The organism is Paenibacillus sp. FSL F4-0097 (assembly GCF_038593125.1).
Lineage (GTDB): Bacteria > Bacillota > Bacilli > Paenibacillales > Paenibacillaceae > Paenibacillus_AQ > Paenibacillus_AQ odorifer.
Genome location: NZ_CP151965.1, coordinates 2,404,566 through 2,425,417, shown reverse-complemented (window position 1 = coordinate 2,425,417; position 20,852 = coordinate 2,404,566). Strand labels below are relative to the sequence as shown.

Here is a 20,852-nt window from a genome sequence, read left to right as displayed (position 1 = left end):
ATAATGAGTTCGTGTTAACTCATATCTGACTTCTATTGCATCATATAATAATAATAAAAGTATAGTCAACATGTTTTTTATGAGTCATATATGAGTCAATTATTGTGCGACAAACAAATACTTCAGCATAACAAAAAGCACAGATTCAGAATTGAACCTGTGCCGGAATTTTCGAAAAACTTTCAGCCCTCAAGAGTGCTGAGTCTCCTGATTTACCGTATTCAATATCTCCTCAAGCCTGCGGCATAACTCGTCGTTGTCCAGTAGGCCTGATACAAACATCATGATATCGCGTTGGATCTCTTTCAACTGGCGGTTGCTTAAACCCAGCTCCGTGACCAGACGATAGGTAGGGAAGATCTCACGGTAAAGCTGAAACCGGGCCGGACGATAACCCACTTCCTCGCCTTCCCAATCCATGACCAAACGGTTGGCTGCAATATTCAGCGTCTTTCGCCTAATGATCAGTTGCGCCTCGTATGAGGTGAGAAAATCGACGAGTAGCATGGATGCATCCTTGTTCTGTGATTTGCTGTTAACCGCCAGTCCATTTATAATCAGCAGCGTATCAGCATTTTGCAGCCGAGGCAATGGAGCAATATCGAATGCCAAATCGGATTGACGCAATTGATTCAAGAAATAATAGGTCGTCATTATCATGGACACTTTGCCTTGCAAGAACAAGGCTTCCGCATCCGCATCGCTCTCGGACAATACGGCTGGAAATACATCCTTCATGCCTATCAGCTTTCGGATGGTTCCTAAACTGTCGAGTAGCTTTGAGCCACTGAACCGGTATTTGCCTTCGTCATCCTGTTCTGCCGCAAACGTTGTGCCGCTTTGAAGCAGGAACAACGGCCACCGGTTACGAGAAGGCAAATAAAAATAAAAACCGTACCAGTCATGACCTTCTGCTACCTTTCGACCATTAGCGAACAAATCGTCCCAGGTCCAGCTACTGTCGGGTGGTGATACGCCGGCTTCCTTAAAGTGCTGTTTATTATAACAAAGCACAACTGGAGAATAAATGAAGGGGCGAACGCGATTACGGTCACCGTACCGGAACGGGTCGGAAAGAAAACGATACGTGTCCGGCTGTTCCTCCATCGGCTCCAGCAGCTCTGTACAGCCTTGCTCCAAAAAATCCTGGTAATTGTTATTATTCATCAGTACGACATCCATGATTTCCGATTGCAAATATTCTTTCAAAGATGTTGAGTAGTTTCCTGAAGACAACTCGAGCGGCTGAACGTCGATATGCGGATAGCGTTTGCCGAACTCATTCAGTAACTCTTGCATCTCTACAAGCTTGGGGATGGTGTTCACATATCCGAACTTGATCGTCGTTCTGCCTTCCTCTACCGGAGGGATGACCCGATTGCCAACACGCGGAATTTTCTCAATTAAGCCTTCATCCACCAGCACCTTGAGCCCGTTGCGCACAGAAGCGTTACTAAGTCCGAAACGCACCTCTAAGTCGCTTTCTGAAGGAAGATAACTGCCGATCGCTATACTTCCCGAACGAATTTCATGTCGCAAGGTTTGAATCATTTCCTCTAGCCTAATCCTGAAAAATTTTCTGCTATTCCTTTTCTGCATTGGGTTTCCTCGCCATCTTCCGATTAATCGAGCCCATAGGGACAAGTTTATATAGTATTCATCATACTGAAATCCTTTGGGAACGACAAGTATTCGGAGTCTGGCCCCATATAGCGTATGTTCTGCACCAACGGTGTCATACAGGACAGTCAATACACCGTAATCCTCTTAATACCCCATATAACTCTCCAAACCGGCTGGATCTATAATGATCATTTGCTTGTTTCCGATTAGCTCAATAAGACCTGAATCTTCGAACCTTGAGAATTTTCTGCTAATAGTTTCGCGGGTGACCCCAACATAACTGGCCAGCTCTTCACGAGACAACGGAAGGTCAATATGAATATGAGCGCCACGCTGCTTACCATATTTGTCGCTGAGTTCCATGATCATATAAGCAATTCGTATTTCGGGATCTTTGGTCGCCAGGCTTTGCGCCAGATTTTCCGTATGGGCTAGTCTTTTGGTCACACTCTTCAGTAGCCTGAGCGAAATATCCGGATTATCCCTCATCAGCTGCTCCATATCCGTTCGGGTCAGCATGCAAATGTTAGTGTCTTTCAGAGCATAAGCACTGAAGTTACTCAGCTCATCGCTGTTAAAAATGCTCAGTTCCCCGAAAAAGTCTCCATTCGTCAAGATGTGCAAAATTTGTTCCTTGCCCTCAGGAGTTGTTTTAGATAATTTAACATGCCCTCGCTGAATAATGTACAGCGTATCTGACGGCGCCCCTTCCAGAATTAAAGGTTGACCTTTAGTAAACTTACGATGCTTGATCATAGCGCTGATCCGGGAGAGATCGTCATCGCTTAACGCAGCAAAAATAGGCACCTTGCGGGTACAAGGTTCAGCAGCGTATCGGCAAGAATACTCCTTCATAACTGTCCCCCCTGTTGTTCATTTTTTTTGTACAACTTTTACTTTCCTTTAGGATACAAAAGTTTTTTTGTCTTCAACCGCTGCAAAATGACTGGTATCTTCACCGCATACCGGACAGACCCAATCTTCAGGCAAGTCTTCAAATGCGGTGCCTGCAACAACATCCTCATCGGGATCGCCTAATGCCGGATCATAGATATAACCACAGGGTAGACAAATGTATTTTTTCATCTTTATCATCTCCTAAAAAGTTAATAGTTTAGTTCAACCTGGTTTGTACTTCAGCCATAATCTCCTCGATACTGCTCCCGTTAACATCGATCCCCTCAAGGGGGATGCCTTGCTCTACAGCGGTTTTATACCCCAGTGAAGCAGCTGCTCCTTGCCAGGATATCGCACCAATCATTGTGTTATCTTTCACATAGATTCGCGTATACGCCCCATTTTCTTCTCCGCTTACCACCGTATCGCAATACCGTTCATCCACGTTGCCTATCGAAAATAAAGAGATGCCAAAGGCGTTAAATAAGGTAACCGGAACAGCTCTACGATACGCAGTCAGATTGGCAACCATATTACTGCCGGCAATCCGGCCCTGCTCAATCGCTCCGCCCCACAGTCCTTCCACATGCCCGTTAACTTCAGCCACATCTCCGGCTGCGTACACATGTGGATCATTTGTTTGCATTTGTTCATTTACGATAATGCCCTGCCGGACTTGAATACTCGAGCCACTTACCAGTTCCGTATTCGGTACAATACCAATGGAGTAGACCACATGGTCACAGGAAAAATGAGATTGGTCGTCCAGCGTAATTCCGGTAACAAACTCTGTTCCTGTAATAGACGCCACATCTGCTTGAAGAATAACCTTCACACCTGCTTGTTCAAGGTTCTCCTTAAGTAGCTGTGAGGATTTCTCATCAAGCTGTCTGCCCATCAACCGGTGAAAAGCTTCGATCACCGTTACCTGATATCCAGCTACATGCAGCGCCCAAGCGGTTTCGATTCCCTGCACTCCACCACCGATTACGGCTACATGGCTGCCATCCTGCAGGTTTTCTTTCAATCTGTCCGCGTCGTTCATGTCCCGGAGGGTATGGACATTGTTCAGGCCGGAGCCCTCAAGGGAAAGTTCACGATTCTTCGCTCCCATACACAGTAAAAGCTTATGATAAGAAACACTCTGCCCATCTTCTGTCACAACAATTTGCCGGTCCGGGTGGACAGAACGGATTCGGGTCGAGGTTTTTACGGATATACGGTTATCGCGGTACCACTTTTCCTTTTTAATCAGCACCTTCTCACTGTGCAGGTCGGTAAACAGCCCTTTAGTCAGCTTAATCCGGTTATAGGGCAGTTGGCTTTCCTCCCCGAGGATCGAAATTTCCGAATCTGCGTCTTGATCACGGATGGCTTTGGCGGCATGGACGGCGGCTACTCCGCCGCCAACAATAACGTAATGTTTTGTCATCCTATGCTCCCCTCCCTAAAATGAACTCAGCAGCAAATCCGATACAAATTCAGCCGCATTTTTAATTTTTTGAACTTTCTCAGGCTCTTTCGGGGAAAACCTGATTCGTACAGGGAACTCTACATGTGTCATCCCCGTGGATTTAATAACCTCAGATGTGCTTTGCACCGTCATGTTTGTTCCATTCAGATAATCCTGAATGACTTCAATGGCTTCACCACTCCAACCGTAGGAGCCAAAGGCTGCAGCAAGTTTGCCTTCCAGATTCATATTGTGCAATTCTTTCAGAATGTTCTCCAGATTCCCAATCATGTCCGCGTATTTAGTGGAGCTGCCAATAAAGACCGCGTCAGCTGACGTTATGCTGTTCAGAATATCGGTGGCACTGCTTTTATCTGCATCCCAGACCTCTGTCTCAATATTATTTTCCTGCAAGCAATCCTGTATAATTTTGGCCATCTTCTTGGTACTGTTTTTGATGGTGGTATAAACGATGGTTGCCTTTTTTCCTTGCGTCGTTTCGCGGCTCAATGTGGCGTACATCCCGATATATTTACGTATGTCCTCCCGGATCACAAACCCATGGGAAGGAGCGATCATCCGGATCTCAAGATCCTTAACAGCCTCTAACAGTGTTCTTACATATCTTCTATGAGGATGTATAATAGCTGCGTAATAGCCCTGGAAATCTTCCGTAATATCAAACCCGGCTTCATCGCTGAATAGATTCTCCACCGCAACATGCGTGCTGAAAATATCACAAGGAAATAAGATTTGATCTTCGATACAATAGGTTATCATCGTTTCGGCGGTATGGAGATACGGTGTTTCTTTAAACAGCAGCGTTTTCCCGCCAATATCCAGCTTGTCTCCATCTTTAACCACCAGGAAGTTCCGGCTATGAAGCTTGTACATTTCCTGCAATTCTGGAACAGCAATCTCGGTGCATACGATCGTGGCATTTGCAGCCTTGGCAGCGAGAGCTGCCAGTCCACCAGAGTGATCAGGCTCTGTATGATTAATTACAATGTAATGAATATCTAGAAGATCAATCATTTCACCCAGGCACTCGGCATATTCACGTCCGAATTCCATATCTACGGTATCAATGACAGTTGGCTTACCTGTTTTTAATAAATAAGAATTATAGGTAGTTCCTTTTGCCAGAATCAGGCGGTGAAATGGAACCTGGCGGTTATCGATTTTGCCTATCCAGTAAGTATCCTCGGCGATTTTTTTGAATTGTGTACTCATTTCTTTAACCTCCAATGTTTGATTGATAATGTTTATCAACAACCTTATTTTATTATGGTTGCCAAACAAAAAAGAGGATTTGAATCAAATTATAAAAGTTTGAAAAAAAATGAATACCTTAAATTTAGACGATCTAAATAAAGTGATTATGCGTTGGGTCACATTTTAAATAAAAAGCCACAAAAATGTTTGCACTTCGCCTTAAAGAAAGAATAACCCATAACAACTTTATGCCATATCCTAATGAAAATAATAAAAAGGTGGATATCCATGACTGAAATACAAATAGCTGCTGTGGGAGATCTAATGGTCAAACGTTATATTATTTCGGATGCTAAGCAGCCTGACGGAACCTATTCGTTCAGCCCCCTGTTTGCAAAAGTAGCTCCTTATCTAAAACAGGCTGATTTGACAATTGGCAATCTCGAAACTACCTTTGCTGGAAGTGGCCCCGAATGCCGGAAAAGCCCACGTTCAGGCGGTCCGATATTCAAATGTCCAGACGAACTGGCCCCTGCACTTAAGCAAGCCGGATTCGACGTATTAGTAACGGCCAACAATCATTGCATGGATTATGGTGCCCCGGGTCTGGTTCGGACGTTACGAGTTCTAGACCGTAATGGAATCGACCACACGGGAACAGCTAAATCATTAGAAGAATCCAAGAGAACTCTTATTAAAAACGTCAAAGGAATTACGATCGGCATCCTCTCCTACACAGCAGGAACCAACCGAATTCCTGTACCAGTGAGTAAGCCATGGCTGGTTAACCGGATATCTACGCCCAAAATCATTCGGGAGATTCGAGATTTAAAAAAGAAAGTCGATCTAGTCTTGCTTTATCTGCATTTCGGAAGCGAATACCGTTACACTCCAAACAAGAGGCAAAAAGAGCTGGTCAATCTCTTCTTTAAAAATGGCGCCGACATCATACTGGGGTCTCACCCACATGTTCTACAACCGTTAGCGCTTCGTGGAAAAAAACAATTCGTTATTTACTCATTGGGGAATTTTGTTTCGACTAAACTAATGAATATTCCTTATACACAAAGCGGTATCATTCTTACGCTTAAAATAAAGAAGGATGAAAAAGGACACACGAGTATAACTAACGTAGGTTACATTCCGACTTGTGTAGATCGAAGAATAAAAAGCGGCAGGAAAATTACAGAGATCATCCCCATCCGCGACGCATTAAAGAGAAGCGACACCGACATAAAAACAGAACGGCGAAATCTCATGAATCGAATGTTGAAACATACGACAACAATCTTAAAGAGGGAATAGAGTCGTTACAGAAAAATAACGTTCCGCGGAATTACCGCGGAACGTTATAGATATAGCGCTCAAAACTGTGTTTGGGTTTAGCGTAAACGATCAGGCATCATTAATTTAAGGAATTCTAGAATACCATTCTCTACTACGAGTTCTTCTCTATCTTGATCAGCAAGTACTCTTCTGATGATATCTTCTTTACCCTCCAGCACTTTACTTGTCCAATGAGGATCAATGATAAGAGAACGTCCTACTGCTACTAATTCAGCATTTGTCAACGTGTCCTCTGCGTCCTGTTTGGTACGGATATCTCCGACCCCAATTAAAGGTACACGGCCATTGATTTTCTCATGTACATATTGCAGGATTGATTTTTCTTTAAAATCTTCTGATGCAGATACTTTCTTAAAATCCCCTAATGAAATATGCAGATAATCTAGCTTTTTATCAGCTAATTTATCAATAAGATAAAAGGTATCGGTGATTTTAATTCCAGGCTCTTCATATTCTTCTGGAGAAAAACGATAGCCGACAATAAAATCCTTAACCTTTGAATTGTCAACGACAGCAATAACTGCATCCACTAATTGGTTAATGAAATTAAATCTTTTCTCTAAGCTTCCGCCCCATTGATCATCACGACGGTTGGAGTGTGGAGAGAAGAACTGTTGGACTAAATATGTGTTTGCTCCATGAATTTCTACCCCGTCAAATCCAGCTTGAATAGCACGTTGAGTCGCTTTTTTAAAATCCTCAATTACACCGAAAATTTCATCTTCTGTTAATGCTCTTGGAATTTCTGCATTCGGACGTTCGGCAGCAATGGCGCTGGAGGAAACTGGTTGTACGCCACGTAGTATTTTTGAATCTGTCATTCTTCCTGCATGGAATAGTTGTAAAATAGCTTTTGTTCCATTTCGTTTAATAGTAGATGCTAATCGGCTAAGGCTAGGAATAAATTGATCGGAGGAAACACTAAGTTCACCTTCCCATCCTTTTCCACCCTCTTGTACATTTGCTGCCGCAGTGATGACCGCACCTACTTCGCCCGTTCTTAGTGAATAGTATTTCAATTCATCTTGTGTTACTACACCGTCATAAAAGCTCATTCGCGTGGTCATTGGAGCCATAACCACTCGGTTTTTTAATGTCAGTCCTCTGCGAAAAGTTAATGTTGTGTCTAGTGCTATCATCTTTTTCCCAACTTTCATTAAATTATATTTAAACAAAATATTATATACATGCGCATACATATAAATTACAGCAATGATTTATTCTTGTCAACTAATAAACAACTACTGTTGAATACAGCAAAAAGCACTGTTCAGCGGAACAGCGCTTTTTGCTCGATATGAATCGTCCTTATTATTCTAGTTCGGCCGGTTTTACAATGGCTGTACCTTTATTATTCTTGGAGTATTTAGCTTCAATTTTCGTGGTGTATGTATCTTTTGCTCCATCACTTACCAGCACATAACTCAGATCGACTGTCAGCTTTTCCGTTTGCCAGGTCTTAGTATTGACGAATAATTTCCACGTTACGCTTTTGGGTTGAACTGTCTCACCATCCCAGAGGTTCTCCTGGTCATAGAGTTTGATTATCCCCTTAGCTGCTGTCGGATCGGTTACCGTGAATTGTAAGACCGTTTGTGCGCCAGCCGTGCTGACTTTCATGGATTTTTTATAACTTTTGACCGAATCAAGCATGGAAACAGGATCGTATTGGCCTTTAGAGTAAAAGGCATCCCATTCCGTTTTCTCCAGTCCAAGCCAATACTGTGCATCAGGATCGATCGGCTCCCCGTCATCGTCGTAACCTTCATCTTCAGATTCATCGATCAGTTCACTTCCGTCTACAAGATAGTAAAACTCCTTGTCATTGGCATATAGACTGTACGATGTTTCTAAAAGACTACTAGCGACAGTGCCTGCTGCGGCAAAATTCGGCAGACGGTTGATATCCAGCTTCAGAGTGTTGGTGTTGCTGATACGCACCCCGCCGCTTTGAATATCCTGTTTTTTGGTCACATCCAGATGGAAATTCTTTATTGCTTTGGAGGCTGCCGTTACTTTGCTGATCATCTGATCCGCGGTTACTACTGTTGAGGTAGCTGCAGACACTACTCCTGGATTAGACATCCATCCGATCGTTCCGGACAGCAATAAAGCACCTACTGCCAAACTAGTACCTATTGTTTTGAAAAAACTGTTCATGTACTTCCCCTTTCGGCCCCTTGCGATAATGTAACGCCGTATAGGTCGAAATAATAAAAGAGCTCAAAATAGACTACATATTCTTAGAGCTATCCTTTATGCTTCATAAGACATCCCTATGGCGGCCTGGCGATCATTTCCTTCTGTCGAAAGGCTTTAGACCCATGGCTTTGTGTCATCATCTTTCGATGATTTTACCTTTAACGCGGACATTCAATTAGTTTTAATAGATTAGGGACGCATGTCCCACCGCTAATTTTATCATGGTTATAATTACCTGTAAACGACTTATCTTCCATTCGAATTCGCTATGATACTCAGAAGAAATACTACAATCAAAATGAAAAATGAACGATTACATACGCTTATAAGTCTTATTAATGAGAACAGCAGAGACAGGGGGTGCAGCAAAATGAGTGACCGGGAAATTTTCGAGCTCTATAAAGAACAAGTATATTATTTTTGTTACTACTTAATGAAAAATCAGGCAGATGCGGAGGATATTTCCCAAGAGGTATTTGTAAAAGTTATCTTAGCGGATAAGTCGAAGGTAAGAAACTTGAAAGCTTGGATTTTACGAATTGCTTCGAATGAGTGCAGCAGTGTGATCAAAAGGCGTAAGACGGGGTGGATGAAAGAAGTACGTAATTATTTACTATCCAGGTCTGAGGAATCAAACCCTGTAGAAAAACGTTTGGATCGACAGGAAACTAAAAAAGAATTACAAGGGTTATACAGTCAGCTTCCTGACAAAATCAGAATGGTAGTAGTCCTTCGTTTTATAAACGAATTGACTGTACCCGAGATTTCTAAAGTTATGAGCATACCCGAAGGAACTGTAAAATCCAGACTGAACAAGGGACTTAAAATACTAAATAGAATGGGTGGAACCCAACTAAAGGAGCTGAATAGTAATGAGTCTCTATATTGAAAAAGATAAACATATTCCCCGACCGGATTATGATTTGATGTGGACTGCCATAGAACAAGAAGCTTATACACGTCAAAGAAATCTGCATGCCTCCCAGAATACTCCTAGGTCTAATAAAAAGCTTATTCCTATCAGTATTGTCTTCTCTTGCCTCTTACTTGTAACCATTCCTGTATTCGCTAGTATGACGATTAATTGGGATAAAATTGGTGGTCGAAGTGTGAGCAATGCATTAAATAACGGCATCGGTCAACAGTATAATCTTCAAACTTCCATTTCAGGAGTAACAATGAATTTGAACGGTGTTGTAACTGATGGAGAAAAAATGAAAATGCTGTTATCACTTGATACTAAATCTGATCTATCCAAATATACTGGATTTGCTACAGAGGAAAACATCATGACTAGTGAATCCGGTGCCAAGGCAAAGGTATACGGTTATTTAGAATACGATCCTGAAAGCCAGAAACTCATTGGAGTATATGTGACACCTGATACATTAAAGGATGATAAAAAGGACTACAGGTTTGAAGCACGGAATCTCATTTTTTACAGTGATCGGAATATTCCCTTACAATCTAATCATCAAGCAGGGGATACTATCAATACTGGAGTTAAGCAATATCCAAGCATTCAAATCGAATCCGTTCGACATGTTTCCAATCAAACCATTATCCGTTACAAAGTCGCTGCATCACCATCTGACTTAGGACGGGGTAACCCACATTTGGTAGTTAGTACTGGTGGTCAAGAGAATGAAGCAATTCCAACCATCATGCCTAACGAAGGATCGGATTTATTTATTGAACAGGTCTTTAATATAACTGAATCAGATTGGAAGGAAGCTAGTCTTCATTTTAGTTACATTGAAGAAGCGAAACGATTTTCAGGTACGTGGAAGTTCGATTTTAACGCAGATGGAAAAAAAGCAAGTGAGGCGATTTACACTAAGAAACTGTATAACAGTCCTGAATTTCAAGAAAAGACCGGTATGACCTTAGATCAGCTAGTGGTTACCCCTTTGGATATCCAAATTCTAATAGATGAAAATGATTCGCTTAAAAAAGGAATTGTCCACTATAATACCGCTCAGTTGGTTATAGGTGATCAAACAATCACTGGGGGTTGGAATTTGAAGGGAGATCATTCCGAAAGCTACCAGCATTTATTTCAATTCGAATCTCCGGAATGGTATAACGACTGGTCCGATGTTCCAATGAAACTTATATTAAAGGATGCTGTCATTGAGAAACGTGATACTACTAAGAATTGGATCACTATAAACAAACCTAAAGAAGAAAAGCAGTTCACTTCACTTGATGTCGATGGGTTAAAAATTGAATTCACTTACTATACTGAGGGGGGAAATTTGATTGTGGAATCAACATCCAAATCTTCTGGCTTCAAAAGCGTTAACCAAACTACGTTACGGATTAATGGCAAAGAAGTTGTGCCTGAAATTACACCTAAGGGCATGATATCTACAGGAACTAATATTGATAGCTACAAAGATATCCCTTTCGACGAAAAAATCGAACTGAACCCTGGTATCTATAAATATAGCGATCCTAGCCGGAACGAGGAAATTAAACTTTAATACAGGAAGTTAATCTAGGGGCGGATTATTTTTAATAGAATCAATTCTGTTTATGTATCTCTTTTATTTCCTTCACAACAAAAAAAGCATAGAACGGACTCAAGTCCGCTTTATGCTTTCCATTATTAAGATAAACAATATTTAACCAGCGCATCTCGCACACCATGCTCGTTGTTAGACCCCGTTACAGCATTCGCTGCCGCTTTGACCTCAACCGGAGAATTATCCATCGCAACGCCCATACCCGCGTATGTAAGCATAGAAATATCATTAAAATAATTACCGATCGAAAGAACTTCCTCTTGCGGAATTCCCAGCTTCACAGCCAGATTCTTTAAGGCGTTGCCCTTGGAGGCTTCCGGATGCATCAAATCAACGAAAAATTCACCACTGCGCAAAATATTGTACTCATGGGTCCAAGTACGCCATTCACGTTCAGCTTCGTCAAGGATTTCTGGTTGTGTAAATACAGTAAACTTAACAACCGGTTCACGGAAATCTTCCCATGCTGGCAGTGTAGCCGGCACGATACGGAAGTGTTCATACATATAATTGGCTTCTTTGGTCAGGTTTTCTACATTATCTACATACATATCAAAAGCCGTATTCACATCATAATGAATATCATGCTTTCTACAATAATCAATATAAGGGTCAAGACCACGAGCATCCATACCGTATTGATGCAGCACTTCCCGATCTTTCACACGAACCGTTGCAGCTCCGTTATGACCCAGCACATAACCAGACAACCCCATTTCCTCCATAAAAGGAATCGAGTTCTGCGGACTGCGGCCGGTACATAACACGATTTGCCCGCCAAGACGCGTAACCTCAGCAATGGCTTCTTTATTCTCAGTGCTCAAGTGGTGATCATCATTCAACAGTGTACCATCCACATCTAGTGCAATCAGTTTGTATCTCATACTCCCACCATCCTTGTCTTTCTTTTTCTATATATATTGAACCTGGCTATTTGAGTTAAGTTTCAGTCGCAACTGCGGTGAATATTTGGGCTTCCAGCCGCTGTTGTTTCCAGATTTCTTGATTTATACCGTTTAATAGTGGTTGAAATCCGGAAACAAAGGCGGTCGCTATCGCTCTTACAGTTCCAAATTTCCCCTCCGTCACTCCATTCCCTTATCCCAAGTTTCCAAATCAATTTATATACCATTTTTTCTATATATTATTGTTCTGGTGCTTCTGTACTTAAGAGTGCCAGTTCCTCTAGCGTAAGTTCCCGGCTAGCTCCCAGTGGCAGACTTTCGTCCAGCCTCAATTCTCCCATAGATACTCGTTTCAGAAAAGTGACTTTTTTGCCGACAGCTTGGAACATTCGCTTCACCTGGTGAAACTTTCCTTCTGTGATGATCAGCGAAATATGTGAGATTACTTTACTGCCACGTTCTCTTCCCAATATAGTTAGCTGTGCAGGTAAAGTAACATATCCATCTTCCAGCTCGACACCTGCCGCAAAAGCCGCTACATCGTCTGCATCTACGTCTCCCTCAACTGTAGCTTCATAAGTCTTAGGGACATGCTTGCGTGGCGATAGTAGTTCGTGGGCAAGCTGTCCATCATTGGTGAGCAGAAGCAGCCCTACTGTGTCCTTATCTAACCTTCCTACAGGAAAAGGTTCAAACTGTACATATTCCTGCTTTAAAAGATCCAGAACAGTCCGATCCCGCTTGTCCTCTGTTGCCGACAGAACTCCCGGTGGCTTATTCATCATAAGATAAATAAATTCACGATAGGTAACAAGCTCGCCGCCAACCACAATTTCATCGTGATAAGGGTCTACATGAAATCCACTATCCTTGACGACTGCACCATTCACGGTAATTAAACCTTGCTTGGCTTGTTTACGAATATCGCTGCGTGATCCTACCCCCATATGGGACAATACTTTATCTAAACGCTGCTTTTTTGCAGTTTTCCCTGATAGGCTCATTCTTACATCCACCTCCAGCCTGCGGGATATTCATTCTTGAGCACACCGTCCTGCCACTTCCCCCAGCCTGCACTATAACCATCTATGCAGACCAGTACGTATCCTTTTTGGGTAGTTCCTATTTTAATAGAGAGACGTTCTTGACTAATCAACAATGTCTCTCCTTTAAGATAGGAAATAGCTTCATTACTCGTACTGGAAAGTGAGACACTTCGGCAGCTCTCTTCAGGGTGTAACGCGGTAGCCATTGGATGTCCTGGGATAAATCTGCCGTTACGGACATGTCCTACATACCATCCTGGACGAATCGCCTTTAATCCATTTAATCTTTCCTTAGGTAGTGGGGAGATGTACAGATGATCACCGAAGAAAATCGGATACCCTTTTGGCTCCCAGCCAAGCTGATCTTTTATAAAATCTCCATATGCAGCCAATGCTTGCTCTTCTCCTGAACCTTGACGGCCACGTTCAGCGCCAGCAGCAGATTTATTAGAGAACTTACCTTCTTTCCCTCGTCTGGCTTCTGGTTTGTTTGCGGATTTAACATGAGCAGTGCCTTTTTTATTCGTATTCCGTGTAACTGCGCTCAACTTAACTTCGGCTTGATCACGTTCCTCCGCAGATACCTTTGGCCCTACATGCTGCAGCACAGCCATGAAATGTCCTTCACCTTTTACTTTATGCGGCCATAGTCTTGCCGTCCCTGATAATTCTCCAAAACCTGGAGCAAACGAGCCAGTGCCTCCAACTGTAATCACCGAAAACTGTGGATGTTCAGAAATAAACTCCGCTATAATTTCCTCATTTTCTTCTGTAGCAAATGTACAGGTGGAATAGACAAGTGTACCTCCCGGTGCCAACGCTGTTGCAGCAGAACGTAAAATATCCCGCTGCATGGCAGCATATTTGGCAGGTGTACCTGAATCCCACTGCTTCACCATGTCTTCGTCTTTACGGAACATCCCTTCACCTGAGCATGGAGCATCAATCAAGATTTTGTCAAAATAAAGCGGGAATGCCGCTGCAATATGATCTGGACTTTCGTTTAATACGATACCGTTGCGCACCCCATACAGCTCTAGATTTTTGGCTAAGGCTTTCGTGCGTTCTGGATGAAGATCATTGGTAACCAACAAGCCTTCTCCTGAGAGCTTGGCAGAAATCTGTGTGGATTTGCCCCCAGGTGCAGCGCATAAATCAAGGACACGATCTCCTGGCTGTACATCAAGCAGTTCCACAGGTGCCATAGCGCTTGGCTCTTGAATGTAATACAATCCTGCGTGATAATGTGGATGTTTACCTGGTCTGGCCCCATCCTCTGTATAGAATCCGGTTGGACACCACGGAATGGGTTCCAGCTCTAAAGTGGAAAGAGCTTTCAATTTCTCCACTGAAATTTTCAATGTATTAACACGAACGCCTCCGTTAGGGGTCTCCTTGTACGAATCCGCAAATTGATTATAATCCGTTCCCAGCAAGTCCATCATACGCTCGCTGAAAGAACTGGGCAGTTGTGCCGCCATGATGCCGTCCTCCTGATAGTACTGCTAAAATTTAGGTGTTTAAAGATTCAAGGAACACCCTTACGGGTGTCCCTTTGGCAATACTCATTTATAGAGGTTCATTATTTACGATGAGAAGAGGTCGGTCTTTGAGGACCTCGTCGTTGAGGATTATTCGGTGTGATCGCCATAGCCGCAGAGTTCACTTCGTCCGCCAGACCTTGATCAATGATTTCTATAGTCAGATCATAATAAGAAAATGGCTGCTGCTCACACGACTCCAAGCGGCGAACATAATCCTTCACTTCCACCACTAGCTTAGCCAAATTAATGCCAAGTGTCACTGCTGAATATTCTTCCAGCTTGGCAGCAGCCCCACTTAGCATAATCGTTGCACCACGCATATTATTATTGCGGCAATGGTACAACCCAACAGCTACTTGGAGAAGTGCTTTGTACAATGGGTCGCGTTGCTTGGCAAGCCATAGCTCTTCGAGCACCTCGTGACATTCGAAATAATCCCGGTCACGATTAAAGTACACTAGATAAGCCAAGTACAACGGATCATAAGCCATCCGGCAAACTATCCTTTTTAGCTGCGGAGAGAAGTCCCCGTACATGATTCAGAAGCTCCTTCATCGCTTCCATGTCCTGAGCCTGCCATATTTCGTTAAATCGAGCCTGAGTATCTATAGCCTCATTCACCAAATGATAGAAATACAATTGATGAATAGATTTGAGAATTTGAGTCGTCATATTCGAGTTTTCCTCGAAGGTCTTTTGTGCTTCCAGGATTTCATCACGAATACTGGACATTTCGCTGTCCAAGATGGAGGCTGCTTCAGCTGCAGTTTTCAAGCGCACTCGCATTTCATCCGGCAAGCTTTCCCGATATTTATAATTCAGAGAGTGCTCTATGGTTGCCCAGAAATTCATAGCTAGTGTACGAATCTGGATCTCTGCGAGCACTATTTTTTGTCCCAGAGCTGTCTGCACAGGATATTTAATAATCATATGAAAGCTGCGATAGCCGCTCTCTTTATAATTGGTGATGTAATCCTTCTCATACAGGACTTCAAGATCCTTACGAGCCCGGATATATTCAGCCACTCTGCGGATATCCTCCACGAACTGGCACATAATCCGGATCCCGGCTATATCTTCAATGCCCGTCTCCAGATCTTCCATCTTCACATTCAGGCGCTTAGCCTTCTCCAAAATGCTTGACAGCCGCTTTACACGACCAGTTACGAATTCAATCGGCGTGTATTCCTCTCTTTTCTTCAACTCCGAACGCATTGTTTTGAATTTAACTTTCAATTCTTCCACAGTCTGTTCATATGGAAGCAAAAAAGTTCCCCAGTCCCTGCCGTCCATCGCCTTCGTCCTCCTGTCCTTTCGACTCCTTCAATCAGTGATGATCAGCACCCACTGCTTCAGAGATATGACTGAATCCGTCCCGCCGTAAGAGCTGCCGTAATCCGGCATGCAGCCTGCGGTTAACCTCCGGTCCTTCGTAGATAAGTGCTGTATAAATTTCGACCAGACTTGCGCCTGCTCTTATCTTGTCATACGCATCCTGACTGGTGAATATGCCCCCTGAACCTATGATCGGCATCTTCCCTTCAGTCTGGCGATAAATCCTACGGATGATTTCCGTTGACCGGTCACGAAGCGGCTTACCGCTTAATCCACCTGTCTCATTAGCCTTTTCATGACTAAGTCCATCCCGGTTCAATGTAGTATTCGTAGCAATAATACCATCCATACCAGCTTCTGTCAGTGATTGAACCATATACTCCAATTCAGAATCACTGACATCTGGAGCAATCTTAACCAACAAGCTCTTATTCATGCCTGTGGCTTTACGCTGAATCTCCATTTCTTCCTTTACTTGTGCTAGCAGGAACGCTAATTCGCTGCCATGCTGGAGACTGCGCAGCCCCGGCGTATTTGGTGAGCTGATATTGACCACAAAAAAATCACCGTACGGATAAAGCGTACGGATACACTGACGATAATCTTCATGAGCCGCTTCATTACTAGTTATTTTATTCCGTCCAATATTTACTGCTATTGGAACTCTGCGATTTTTTAATTTTTTTAGACGCTCTGCCATAGCGTCAGCCCCTTCGTTATTGAAGCCCATACGATTGATCAGAGCTTCATCAGAGGGAAGACGGAACAAACGCGGGCTATCATTTCCCGGTTGACCCTTAGGGGTAACCGTCCCCACTTCCATAAATCCGAATCCGATCGAAGAGAATCCAGAAACAGCCTCAGCATTCTTATCCAAGCCTGCTGCCAGTCCAACTGGAGTCGGAAAATGTATGCCAAACAGATCAACTGCTAAATCTGCCGTTTCAGGAACGCCATACATTAAACGCAATGCCGCGCTTCCCCCTGGAACTGACGATGATTTGTCCAATCCACCTATGACGAGATGGTGAGCCTTCTCAGGGTCCAGCTTAAAGAAAATTGGTTTACCAAAATTACGATACAACACCGTTCTCGCTCCTTAAGGGGTACTTCACTAATCCACGTGTCTACCCGATTCTGTAGGTTTCTTCTTAATTTTAGCCTTTTCTTGAACAAAAGAAAAGCATTTTACCCTGTAAGTGTGCAGAGAGCTTAACCCAAAGTATAGTAATTTTCTTGTAAACGCATTACAATATAGGGGTAATCAGCGATTAAGAGAGAAAGAAGGTATGCTGGATGTCAACTAAACGTAAACCACCAACTTTGCAGCAAAAGAAAGAAGAAGTTAATCGTAAAGCGCTAATGTGGATCGGCGTAAGTTTAACTTTACTAATTCTTCTCATCATCGTTCTGTTTATAGTTGCCGGGAACTAATTCAGCCAGTGATATACTTTGTGGGGGTTGGTCTGATCATACGGAGCAGCAGGGTTGAAGCGTTTCGCCGGCAGCAGCTGCTTTTCAGGCAGAACCCCTTTACTGATCACCACTTTTGTTCCTTTTGGAATCATAGCGAATAGTTCTTCCACATCTTCTCGACTCATCCGAATACAGCCAAGGGATTCATCCTTGCCGACACTTTCTGGCTCATTGGTGCCATGAATAGCGTAATTACTATCTGAAAGTTGTAGTCCGCGGCTTCCGAACTCCCCATTATCATGACCGTTTGGATTGACCACTTTATCTGTAATGATGAAGTTGCCTTCTGGAGTCTTGTCTCCCCCAAGACCTACCTCATAATTCCGCAGAATAACAGAGCCGCTGACTACTGCCAAGCGGTGTTTTTGTTTATCCACAATCACTCTAAGCGGCTGGTCAAAAAAGGGAACACCCTTTCCATTACTTCCACTCTCGCTTAACGCCGTCGGTATGCCCATTCCCGCCTCAACAATTGAGCTTGGAGGCTCCTCCGCAACTTCTGGTATCCCAAGTGCCTTAGCAGTCGCTACTTCCTTTAGAGAATTGAAATCACGCTTCATGACTGGTGTCGTCCCGCCAATCCAATTCTCCGGAAAAGGTCTAGTCAATTCCGCCAAGGAAACCGGAAGCTTGCCTTTATGATTCTGATAAGCCCTCATTGCACTCCATAATGTAGCTAGCTCCTCTTGATCACCCTGCCACTCAGCTGCATCCTCCGCAACTTCCCCTTGCTCTGGCGGTTCGCATGCACATGCCGCTGAATCATAGGATTGGTATACCAACCGTCCATTCCCATTCTTCTGCAGTGTGGAATTAAGCGGAAGCTTCTCTTTCCACAGCAGCCACTTCCCTTCCCGCTCCATGCCCAAAATAGCAGCTTGAAACGGTTCCTCGCGCATTAGCATAGTTGCCATCAGCTTCCCTGACGAAGCCGAAGCTCCACTCTCTTGCGCTGTATACATCATTTTTCGTGCCTCTAGAACGGGTTCCTTCTCAATATCTTTTTGATCAAGCGGATCTTTAACTTCAGAAGTAACCGTGTCTTGGACCGTATCCTGATCTCCCGCAATATCTAGACCCGGAGCTACAGCCGATGGCACCATAACCAGTAATAGAAGCATCAGCCCAAGCATAATGTAGCGGAATCTTTGCTGCCTTCGGTCCCGCTGGCGGCTTGCCTGAAGCAGCCCTTCCTCATATTCCCGCAGCGTTTCCGCAGGCACCTTACTATGCTCGAAAGCTTCATATACTTCTCCAGCCTGATTGAAGCAATAGTTAGCTTTCCCCTGTTGACCGTTCTTATAGTATTCCTTACCCAGCAAGTACCATGCCATCTTATTGTCTGGATGCATCTGTACATATGCTTTGAGGTGCTGAGAATTTTTCATCGGAACCTCCGAAATTTTATAATTCCTTCCTACATTAATATCGGTCAGACATCGCAAAAAAGACATCCCTAGCTGAACAAAAGTTCGCAGGAGATGTCTTTATGTTGTGCTGGAAGTTACAAAACCCCGGTTAATTAGCCCTCTTTGTTAAAAGGCTCATCCGCAATTTTAATAGAATCGGTTGGGCATCCATCACAAGAATCCTGGAGATCATCAAACAAATCATCCGGAATCGCTGTGATGCCGTGGTTTCCGTCATTTTCATAAATAACTTCTGCCAAACCTTCATCATCGTAATCAAAAATATCAGGAGCCGTTGCGCCACATGCACCGCAAGCGATACAAGTGTCTTTTTCGACCCAAGTGTACTTAGCCATTTTATCTCTGCCTCCCGTTGAGCAATACAGCGCTGTTGTACCAGCGTCTTATTTTTCTCATATTAATATAAAAAGAATACAATTTCAATCGATTTTCAATACGTTTGCATTTCTGACGCATTCTACGACACCTATTTTGACATGTCATAGAATGTTCTTGTCACTCTTTATCAGACTCGACAGATAGAAGATTATCCTTTTGCAGTGAAGTGCCCCGTTCTTTATGATTGCGGAGCCTTGCAGAGTGAGAATCGCTTAACATCCCGGCAGTTAACACTGCATTTTCACCGAATTTATTACGCAGCATATCCATAGTCTTGTTAAGAGACTCTTTCTTAGGCTGACGTTCGTAATCGAACAAATCAAGCTGAATGGCGGAATCCTCTTTAGCAATCAAGCCCTGCAGGGTCACACCCAGCAACCGCACAGGCTTCTCCCCATTCCAATGACGAACATATAGATCGCAGACGGACTTGTAGATATCCTCCCCACTCTCCGAAGGAGCCTCTAGCTGACGCGAGCGGGTTATAGTCTTCATATCGGGCGTCCGAATGGTCAGCTGTACCCCTGAGGCAACAAGACCTTGCTTACGCAATCGCCGAGCTACCTGATCACTTAAATTCAGCAAAATCGGTCGTACCTCAGCAAGACCTACGACATCCCGCGGCAATGTTGTGGTGTGCCCAATCGACTTACTCTGCTCCCGCTCAGGGTTAACGATCCCATGATCAATACCGTTGCCGGCACGCTTTAGCCATGAGCCCATAACTCCGAAATTCTCAACCAGCATATTTTCATCAGCCGCTGCTAATTGACCAATACTGTAAATGCCCAGTTTGCGGAGCTTTTCTGCTGTTTTTCCACCAATGCCGAACATTTCATTACAGGGCTTGTCCCATAAAATCTTAGGCACATCCCGCAGCCGCAGCACCGAAATGCCGTTTGGCTTTTTTAAATCGGAAGCCATCTTCGCAAGCAGCTTATTGGGAGCGATCCCCACTGAGCATGGCAAGCCCAATTCTTCCATTATACGGCGCTGAATCGTCTCCGCTATTTCCATGGGTGTACCGAATTGTCTGGAGCCAGTTATATCAAGGTAACATTCATCGATGGACACTGCTTCCAGTAACGGAGTATAGCTATATGCAATCTGCATAAAAGCATTAGAATATTTGCGGTATAAATGGAAGTCCGGTTTAATAACGATAAGCGATGGACAAATACGAAGCGCCTTCTGAACTTGCATTCCCGTCGAAATCCCCATTCTGCGGGCGACGTAGGAACAAGTCACTATGATCCCTTTCCGCAATTCAACACTACCCGCAACCGCAGTAGCTTTGCCTCTATATTGGTCAGGGTCCTCTGCCTCATGCACAGAGCAGTAAAAAGCATTCATATCGACATGCAGGATAACCCTGCCGCTCGTTGGATAATACTGATCAACATTCTGCACAATATCTACCTTCTTATCCTCAGGTTTTCTATTGTCCAATTTAGAATAACTCTCCGCTGCGGT

The 20,852-nt window shown here is 43.6% G+C and carries 20 protein-coding genes and 1 riboswitch; of the genes, 4 read left to right on the top strand and 16 right to left on the bottom strand.

Annotation, left to right across the window (positions count from 1 at the left end; all coding sequences use genetic code 11):
• Window positions 1-189: 189 nt before the first annotated feature.
• The 5 genes from MHH86_RS10770 to MHH86_RS10750 form a co-directional block, all read right to left on the bottom strand.
• Window positions 190-1,551 (bottom strand): extracellular solute-binding protein, encoded by a 1,362-nt coding sequence (locus MHH86_RS10770; RefSeq protein WP_179088404.1) that lies wholly within the window; start codon window positions 1,549-1,551, stop codon window positions 190-192.
• Window positions 1,552-1,767: 216 nt separating this feature from the next.
• Complete coding sequence (locus MHH86_RS10765; protein ID WP_076104615.1) at window positions 1,768-2,478, bottom strand: Crp/Fnr family transcriptional regulator; 711 nt, start codon at window positions 2,476-2,478, stop codon at window positions 1,768-1,770.
• Between the two features lie 48 nt (window positions 2,479-2,526).
• Entirely contained in the window at window positions 2,527-2,709 is a 183-nt protein-coding gene (gene rd / locus MHH86_RS10760; RefSeq protein WP_038569857.1) for a rubredoxin, read from the bottom strand.
• 28 nt (window positions 2,710-2,737) lie between these two features.
• Window positions 2,738-3,952: an FAD-dependent oxidoreductase gene (locus MHH86_RS10755; RefSeq protein ID WP_076272650.1), complete on the bottom strand. Its 1,215-nt coding sequence runs from the start codon at window positions 3,950-3,952 to the stop codon at window positions 2,738-2,740.
• A 15-nt stretch (window positions 3,953-3,967) separates the two neighbouring features.
• Complete coding sequence (locus tag MHH86_RS10750; RefSeq protein WP_076100878.1) at window positions 3,968-5,206, bottom strand: FprA family A-type flavoprotein; 1,239 nt, start codon at window positions 5,204-5,206, stop codon at window positions 3,968-3,970.
• Between the two features lie 270 nt (window positions 5,207-5,476).
• On the opposite strand from MHH86_RS10750, the gene MHH86_RS10745 reads away from it, so the two are divergent.
• Window positions 5,477-6,493 carry a CapA family protein gene (locus tag MHH86_RS10745; protein WP_076100879.1) on the top strand — a complete coding sequence of 339 codons (1,017 nt, stop codon included), beginning with the start codon at window positions 5,477-5,479 and terminating at the stop codon, window positions 6,491-6,493.
• 77 nt (window positions 6,494-6,570) lie between these two features.
• Here the strand turns inward: MHH86_RS10745 and MHH86_RS10740 are convergent, their stop codons facing one another.
• The gene (locus tag MHH86_RS10740; protein WP_256717037.1) at window positions 6,571-7,734 is read right to left on the bottom strand and encodes an NADH-dependent flavin oxidoreductase; all 1,164 of its coding nucleotides are present in this window, start codon (window positions 7,732-7,734) and stop codon (window positions 6,571-6,573) included.
• A 112-nt stretch (window positions 7,735-7,846) separates the two neighbouring features.
• A complete protein-coding gene (locus MHH86_RS10735; protein ID WP_036689342.1) occupies window positions 7,847-8,695 on the bottom strand; it encodes a DUF6612 family protein in 849 nt (282 codons plus the stop codon).
• Between the two features lie 117 nt (window positions 8,696-8,812).
• A riboswitch (cyclic di-GMP riboswitch) is annotated at window positions 8,813-8,904 on the bottom strand.
• Between the two features lie 203 nt (window positions 8,905-9,107).
• Between MHH86_RS10735 and MHH86_RS10730 the strand changes: the two genes are divergently transcribed.
• Together MHH86_RS10730 and MHH86_RS10725 are read left to right on the top strand one after the other, a co-directional pair.
• A complete protein-coding gene (locus tag MHH86_RS10730) occupies window positions 9,108-9,626 on the top strand; it encodes an RNA polymerase sigma factor (protein WP_076100881.1) in 519 nt (172 codons plus the stop codon).
• Window positions 9,610-11,223 carry a DUF4179 domain-containing protein gene (locus MHH86_RS10725; RefSeq protein ID WP_342479721.1) on the top strand — a complete coding sequence of 538 codons (1,614 nt, stop codon included), beginning with the start codon at window positions 9,610-9,612 and terminating at the stop codon, window positions 11,221-11,223. The genes MHH86_RS10730 and MHH86_RS10725 overlap by 17 nt, the downstream gene beginning before the upstream one ends.
• A 125-nt stretch (window positions 11,224-11,348) precedes the next feature.
• On the opposite strand, the gene MHH86_RS10720 is transcribed toward MHH86_RS10725, so the two are convergent.
• The 6 genes from MHH86_RS10720 to MHH86_RS10695 form a co-directional block, all read right to left on the bottom strand.
• A complete protein-coding gene (locus MHH86_RS10720) occupies window positions 11,349-12,149 on the bottom strand; it encodes a Cof-type HAD-IIB family hydrolase (protein WP_036689337.1) in 801 nt (266 codons plus the stop codon).
• A gap of 260 nt (window positions 12,150-12,409) precedes the next feature.
• On the bottom strand, window positions 12,410-13,174 hold the full coding sequence (locus tag MHH86_RS10715; protein WP_036689333.1) for a pseudouridine synthase: 765 nt from the start codon (window positions 13,172-13,174) through the stop codon (window positions 12,410-12,412).
• Window positions 13,175-13,176: 2 nt separating this feature from the next.
• Window positions 13,177-14,697, bottom strand: coding sequence for an RsmB/NOP family class I SAM-dependent RNA methyltransferase (locus MHH86_RS10710; RefSeq protein WP_076316546.1), 1,521 nt, complete (start codon window positions 14,695-14,697; stop codon window positions 13,177-13,179).
• A gap of 101 nt (window positions 14,698-14,798) precedes the next feature.
• Window positions 14,799-15,251 (bottom strand): DUF309 domain-containing protein, encoded by a 453-nt coding sequence (locus MHH86_RS10705; RefSeq protein ID WP_036689328.1) that lies wholly within the window; start codon window positions 15,249-15,251, stop codon window positions 14,799-14,801.
• Window positions 15,241-16,053, bottom strand: a complete 813-nt coding sequence (locus tag MHH86_RS10700) for a GTP pyrophosphokinase family protein (RefSeq protein WP_076223245.1) — start codon at window positions 16,051-16,053, stop codon at window positions 15,241-15,243. Before MHH86_RS10700 ends, MHH86_RS10705 begins: the two co-directional genes overlap by 11 nt.
• A gap of 34 nt (window positions 16,054-16,087) precedes the next feature.
• A complete protein-coding gene (locus tag MHH86_RS10695) occupies window positions 16,088-17,182 on the bottom strand; it encodes a quinone-dependent dihydroorotate dehydrogenase (protein ID WP_036689322.1) in 1,095 nt (364 codons plus the stop codon).
• A gap of 209 nt (window positions 17,183-17,391) precedes the next feature.
• Here MHH86_RS10695 and MHH86_RS10690 point away from each other — a divergent pair, with 209 nt between their 5' ends.
• Window positions 17,392-17,529: a hypothetical protein gene (locus MHH86_RS10690; protein ID WP_167348489.1), complete on the top strand. Its 138-nt coding sequence runs from the start codon at window positions 17,392-17,394 to the stop codon at window positions 17,527-17,529.
• Here the strand turns inward: MHH86_RS10690 and MHH86_RS10685 are convergent.
• The 3 genes from MHH86_RS10685 to MHH86_RS10675 form a co-directional block, all read right to left on the bottom strand.
• Window positions 17,526-18,959, bottom strand: a complete 1,434-nt coding sequence (locus tag MHH86_RS10685) for a L,D-transpeptidase (RefSeq protein ID WP_076140923.1) — start codon at window positions 18,957-18,959, stop codon at window positions 17,526-17,528. The genes MHH86_RS10690 and MHH86_RS10685 overlap by 4 nt on opposite strands.
• Window positions 18,960-19,093: 134 nt before the next feature.
• Window positions 19,094-19,336, bottom strand: coding sequence for a ferredoxin (locus MHH86_RS10680; RefSeq protein ID WP_036689316.1), 243 nt, complete (start codon window positions 19,334-19,336; stop codon window positions 19,094-19,096).
• Between the two features lie 160 nt (window positions 19,337-19,496).
• Window positions 19,497-20,789: a DNA polymerase IV gene (locus MHH86_RS10675; RefSeq protein WP_036689656.1), complete on the bottom strand. Its 1,293-nt coding sequence runs from the start codon at window positions 20,787-20,789 to the stop codon at window positions 19,497-19,499.
• Window positions 20,790-20,852: the final 63 nt, after the last annotated feature.

What these genes read in the sequence shown, in the direction of transcription:
- MHH86_RS10710 (WP_076316546.1), bottom strand. Translation starts at nt 14,697, where the DNA reads ATGGCGGCACAACTGCCCAGTTCTTTCAGCGAGCGTATGATGGACTTG.
- MHH86_RS10740 (WP_256717037.1), bottom strand. Translation starts at nt 7,734, where the DNA reads ATGTATGCGCATGTATATAATATTTTGTTTAAATATAATTTAATGAAA.
- MHH86_RS10680 (WP_036689316.1), bottom strand. Translation starts at nt 19,336, where the DNA reads ATGGCTAAGTACACTTGGGTCGAAAAAGACACTTGTATCGCTTGCGGT.
- MHH86_RS10685 (WP_076140923.1), bottom strand. Translation starts at nt 18,959, where the DNA reads ATGAAAAATTCTCAGCACCTCAAAGCATATGTACAGATGCATCCAGAC.
- MHH86_RS10750 (WP_076100878.1), bottom strand. Translation starts at nt 5,206, where the DNA reads ATGAGTACACAATTCAAAAAAATCGCCGAGGATACTTACTGGATAGGC.
- MHH86_RS10715 (WP_036689333.1), bottom strand. Translation starts at nt 13,174, where the DNA reads ATGAGCCTATCAGGGAAAACTGCAAAAAAGCAGCGTTTAGATAAAGTA.
- MHH86_RS10755 (WP_076272650.1), bottom strand. Translation starts at nt 3,952, where the DNA reads ATGACAAAACATTACGTTATTGTTGGCGGCGGAGTAGCCGCCGTCCAT.
- MHH86_RS10730 (WP_076100881.1), top strand. Translation starts at nt 9,108, where the DNA reads ATGAGTGACCGGGAAATTTTCGAGCTCTATAAAGAACAAGTATATTAT.
- MHH86_RS10700 (WP_076223245.1), bottom strand. Translation starts at nt 16,053, where the DNA reads ATGGACGGCAGGGACTGGGGAACTTTTTTGCTTCCATATGAACAGACT.
- MHH86_RS10770 (WP_179088404.1), bottom strand. Translation starts at nt 1,551, where the DNA reads ATGATTCAAACCTTGCGACATGAAATTCGTTCGGGAAGTATAGCGATC.
- MHH86_RS10705 (WP_036689328.1), bottom strand. Translation starts at nt 15,251, where the DNA reads ATGGCTTATGATCCGTTGTACTTGGCTTATCTAGTGTACTTTAATCGT.
- MHH86_RS10765 (WP_076104615.1), bottom strand. Translation starts at nt 2,478, where the DNA reads ATGAAGGAGTATTCTTGCCGATACGCTGCTGAACCTTGTACCCGCAAG.
- MHH86_RS10745 (WP_076100879.1), top strand. Translation starts at nt 5,477, where the DNA reads ATGACTGAAATACAAATAGCTGCTGTGGGAGATCTAATGGTCAAACGT.
- MHH86_RS10720 (WP_036689337.1), bottom strand. Translation starts at nt 12,149, where the DNA reads ATGAGATACAAACTGATTGCACTAGATGTGGATGGTACACTGTTGAAT.
- MHH86_RS10690 (WP_167348489.1), top strand. Translation starts at nt 17,392, where the DNA reads ATGTCAACTAAACGTAAACCACCAACTTTGCAGCAAAAGAAAGAAGAA.
- rd (WP_038569857.1), bottom strand. Translation starts at nt 2,709, where the DNA reads ATGAAAAAATACATTTGTCTACCCTGTGGTTATATCTATGATCCGGCA.
- MHH86_RS10725 (WP_342479721.1), top strand. Translation starts at nt 9,610, where the DNA reads ATGAGTCTCTATATTGAAAAAGATAAACATATTCCCCGACCGGATTAT.
- MHH86_RS10735 (WP_036689342.1), bottom strand. Translation starts at nt 8,695, where the DNA reads ATGAACAGTTTTTTCAAAACAATAGGTACTAGTTTGGCAGTAGGTGCT.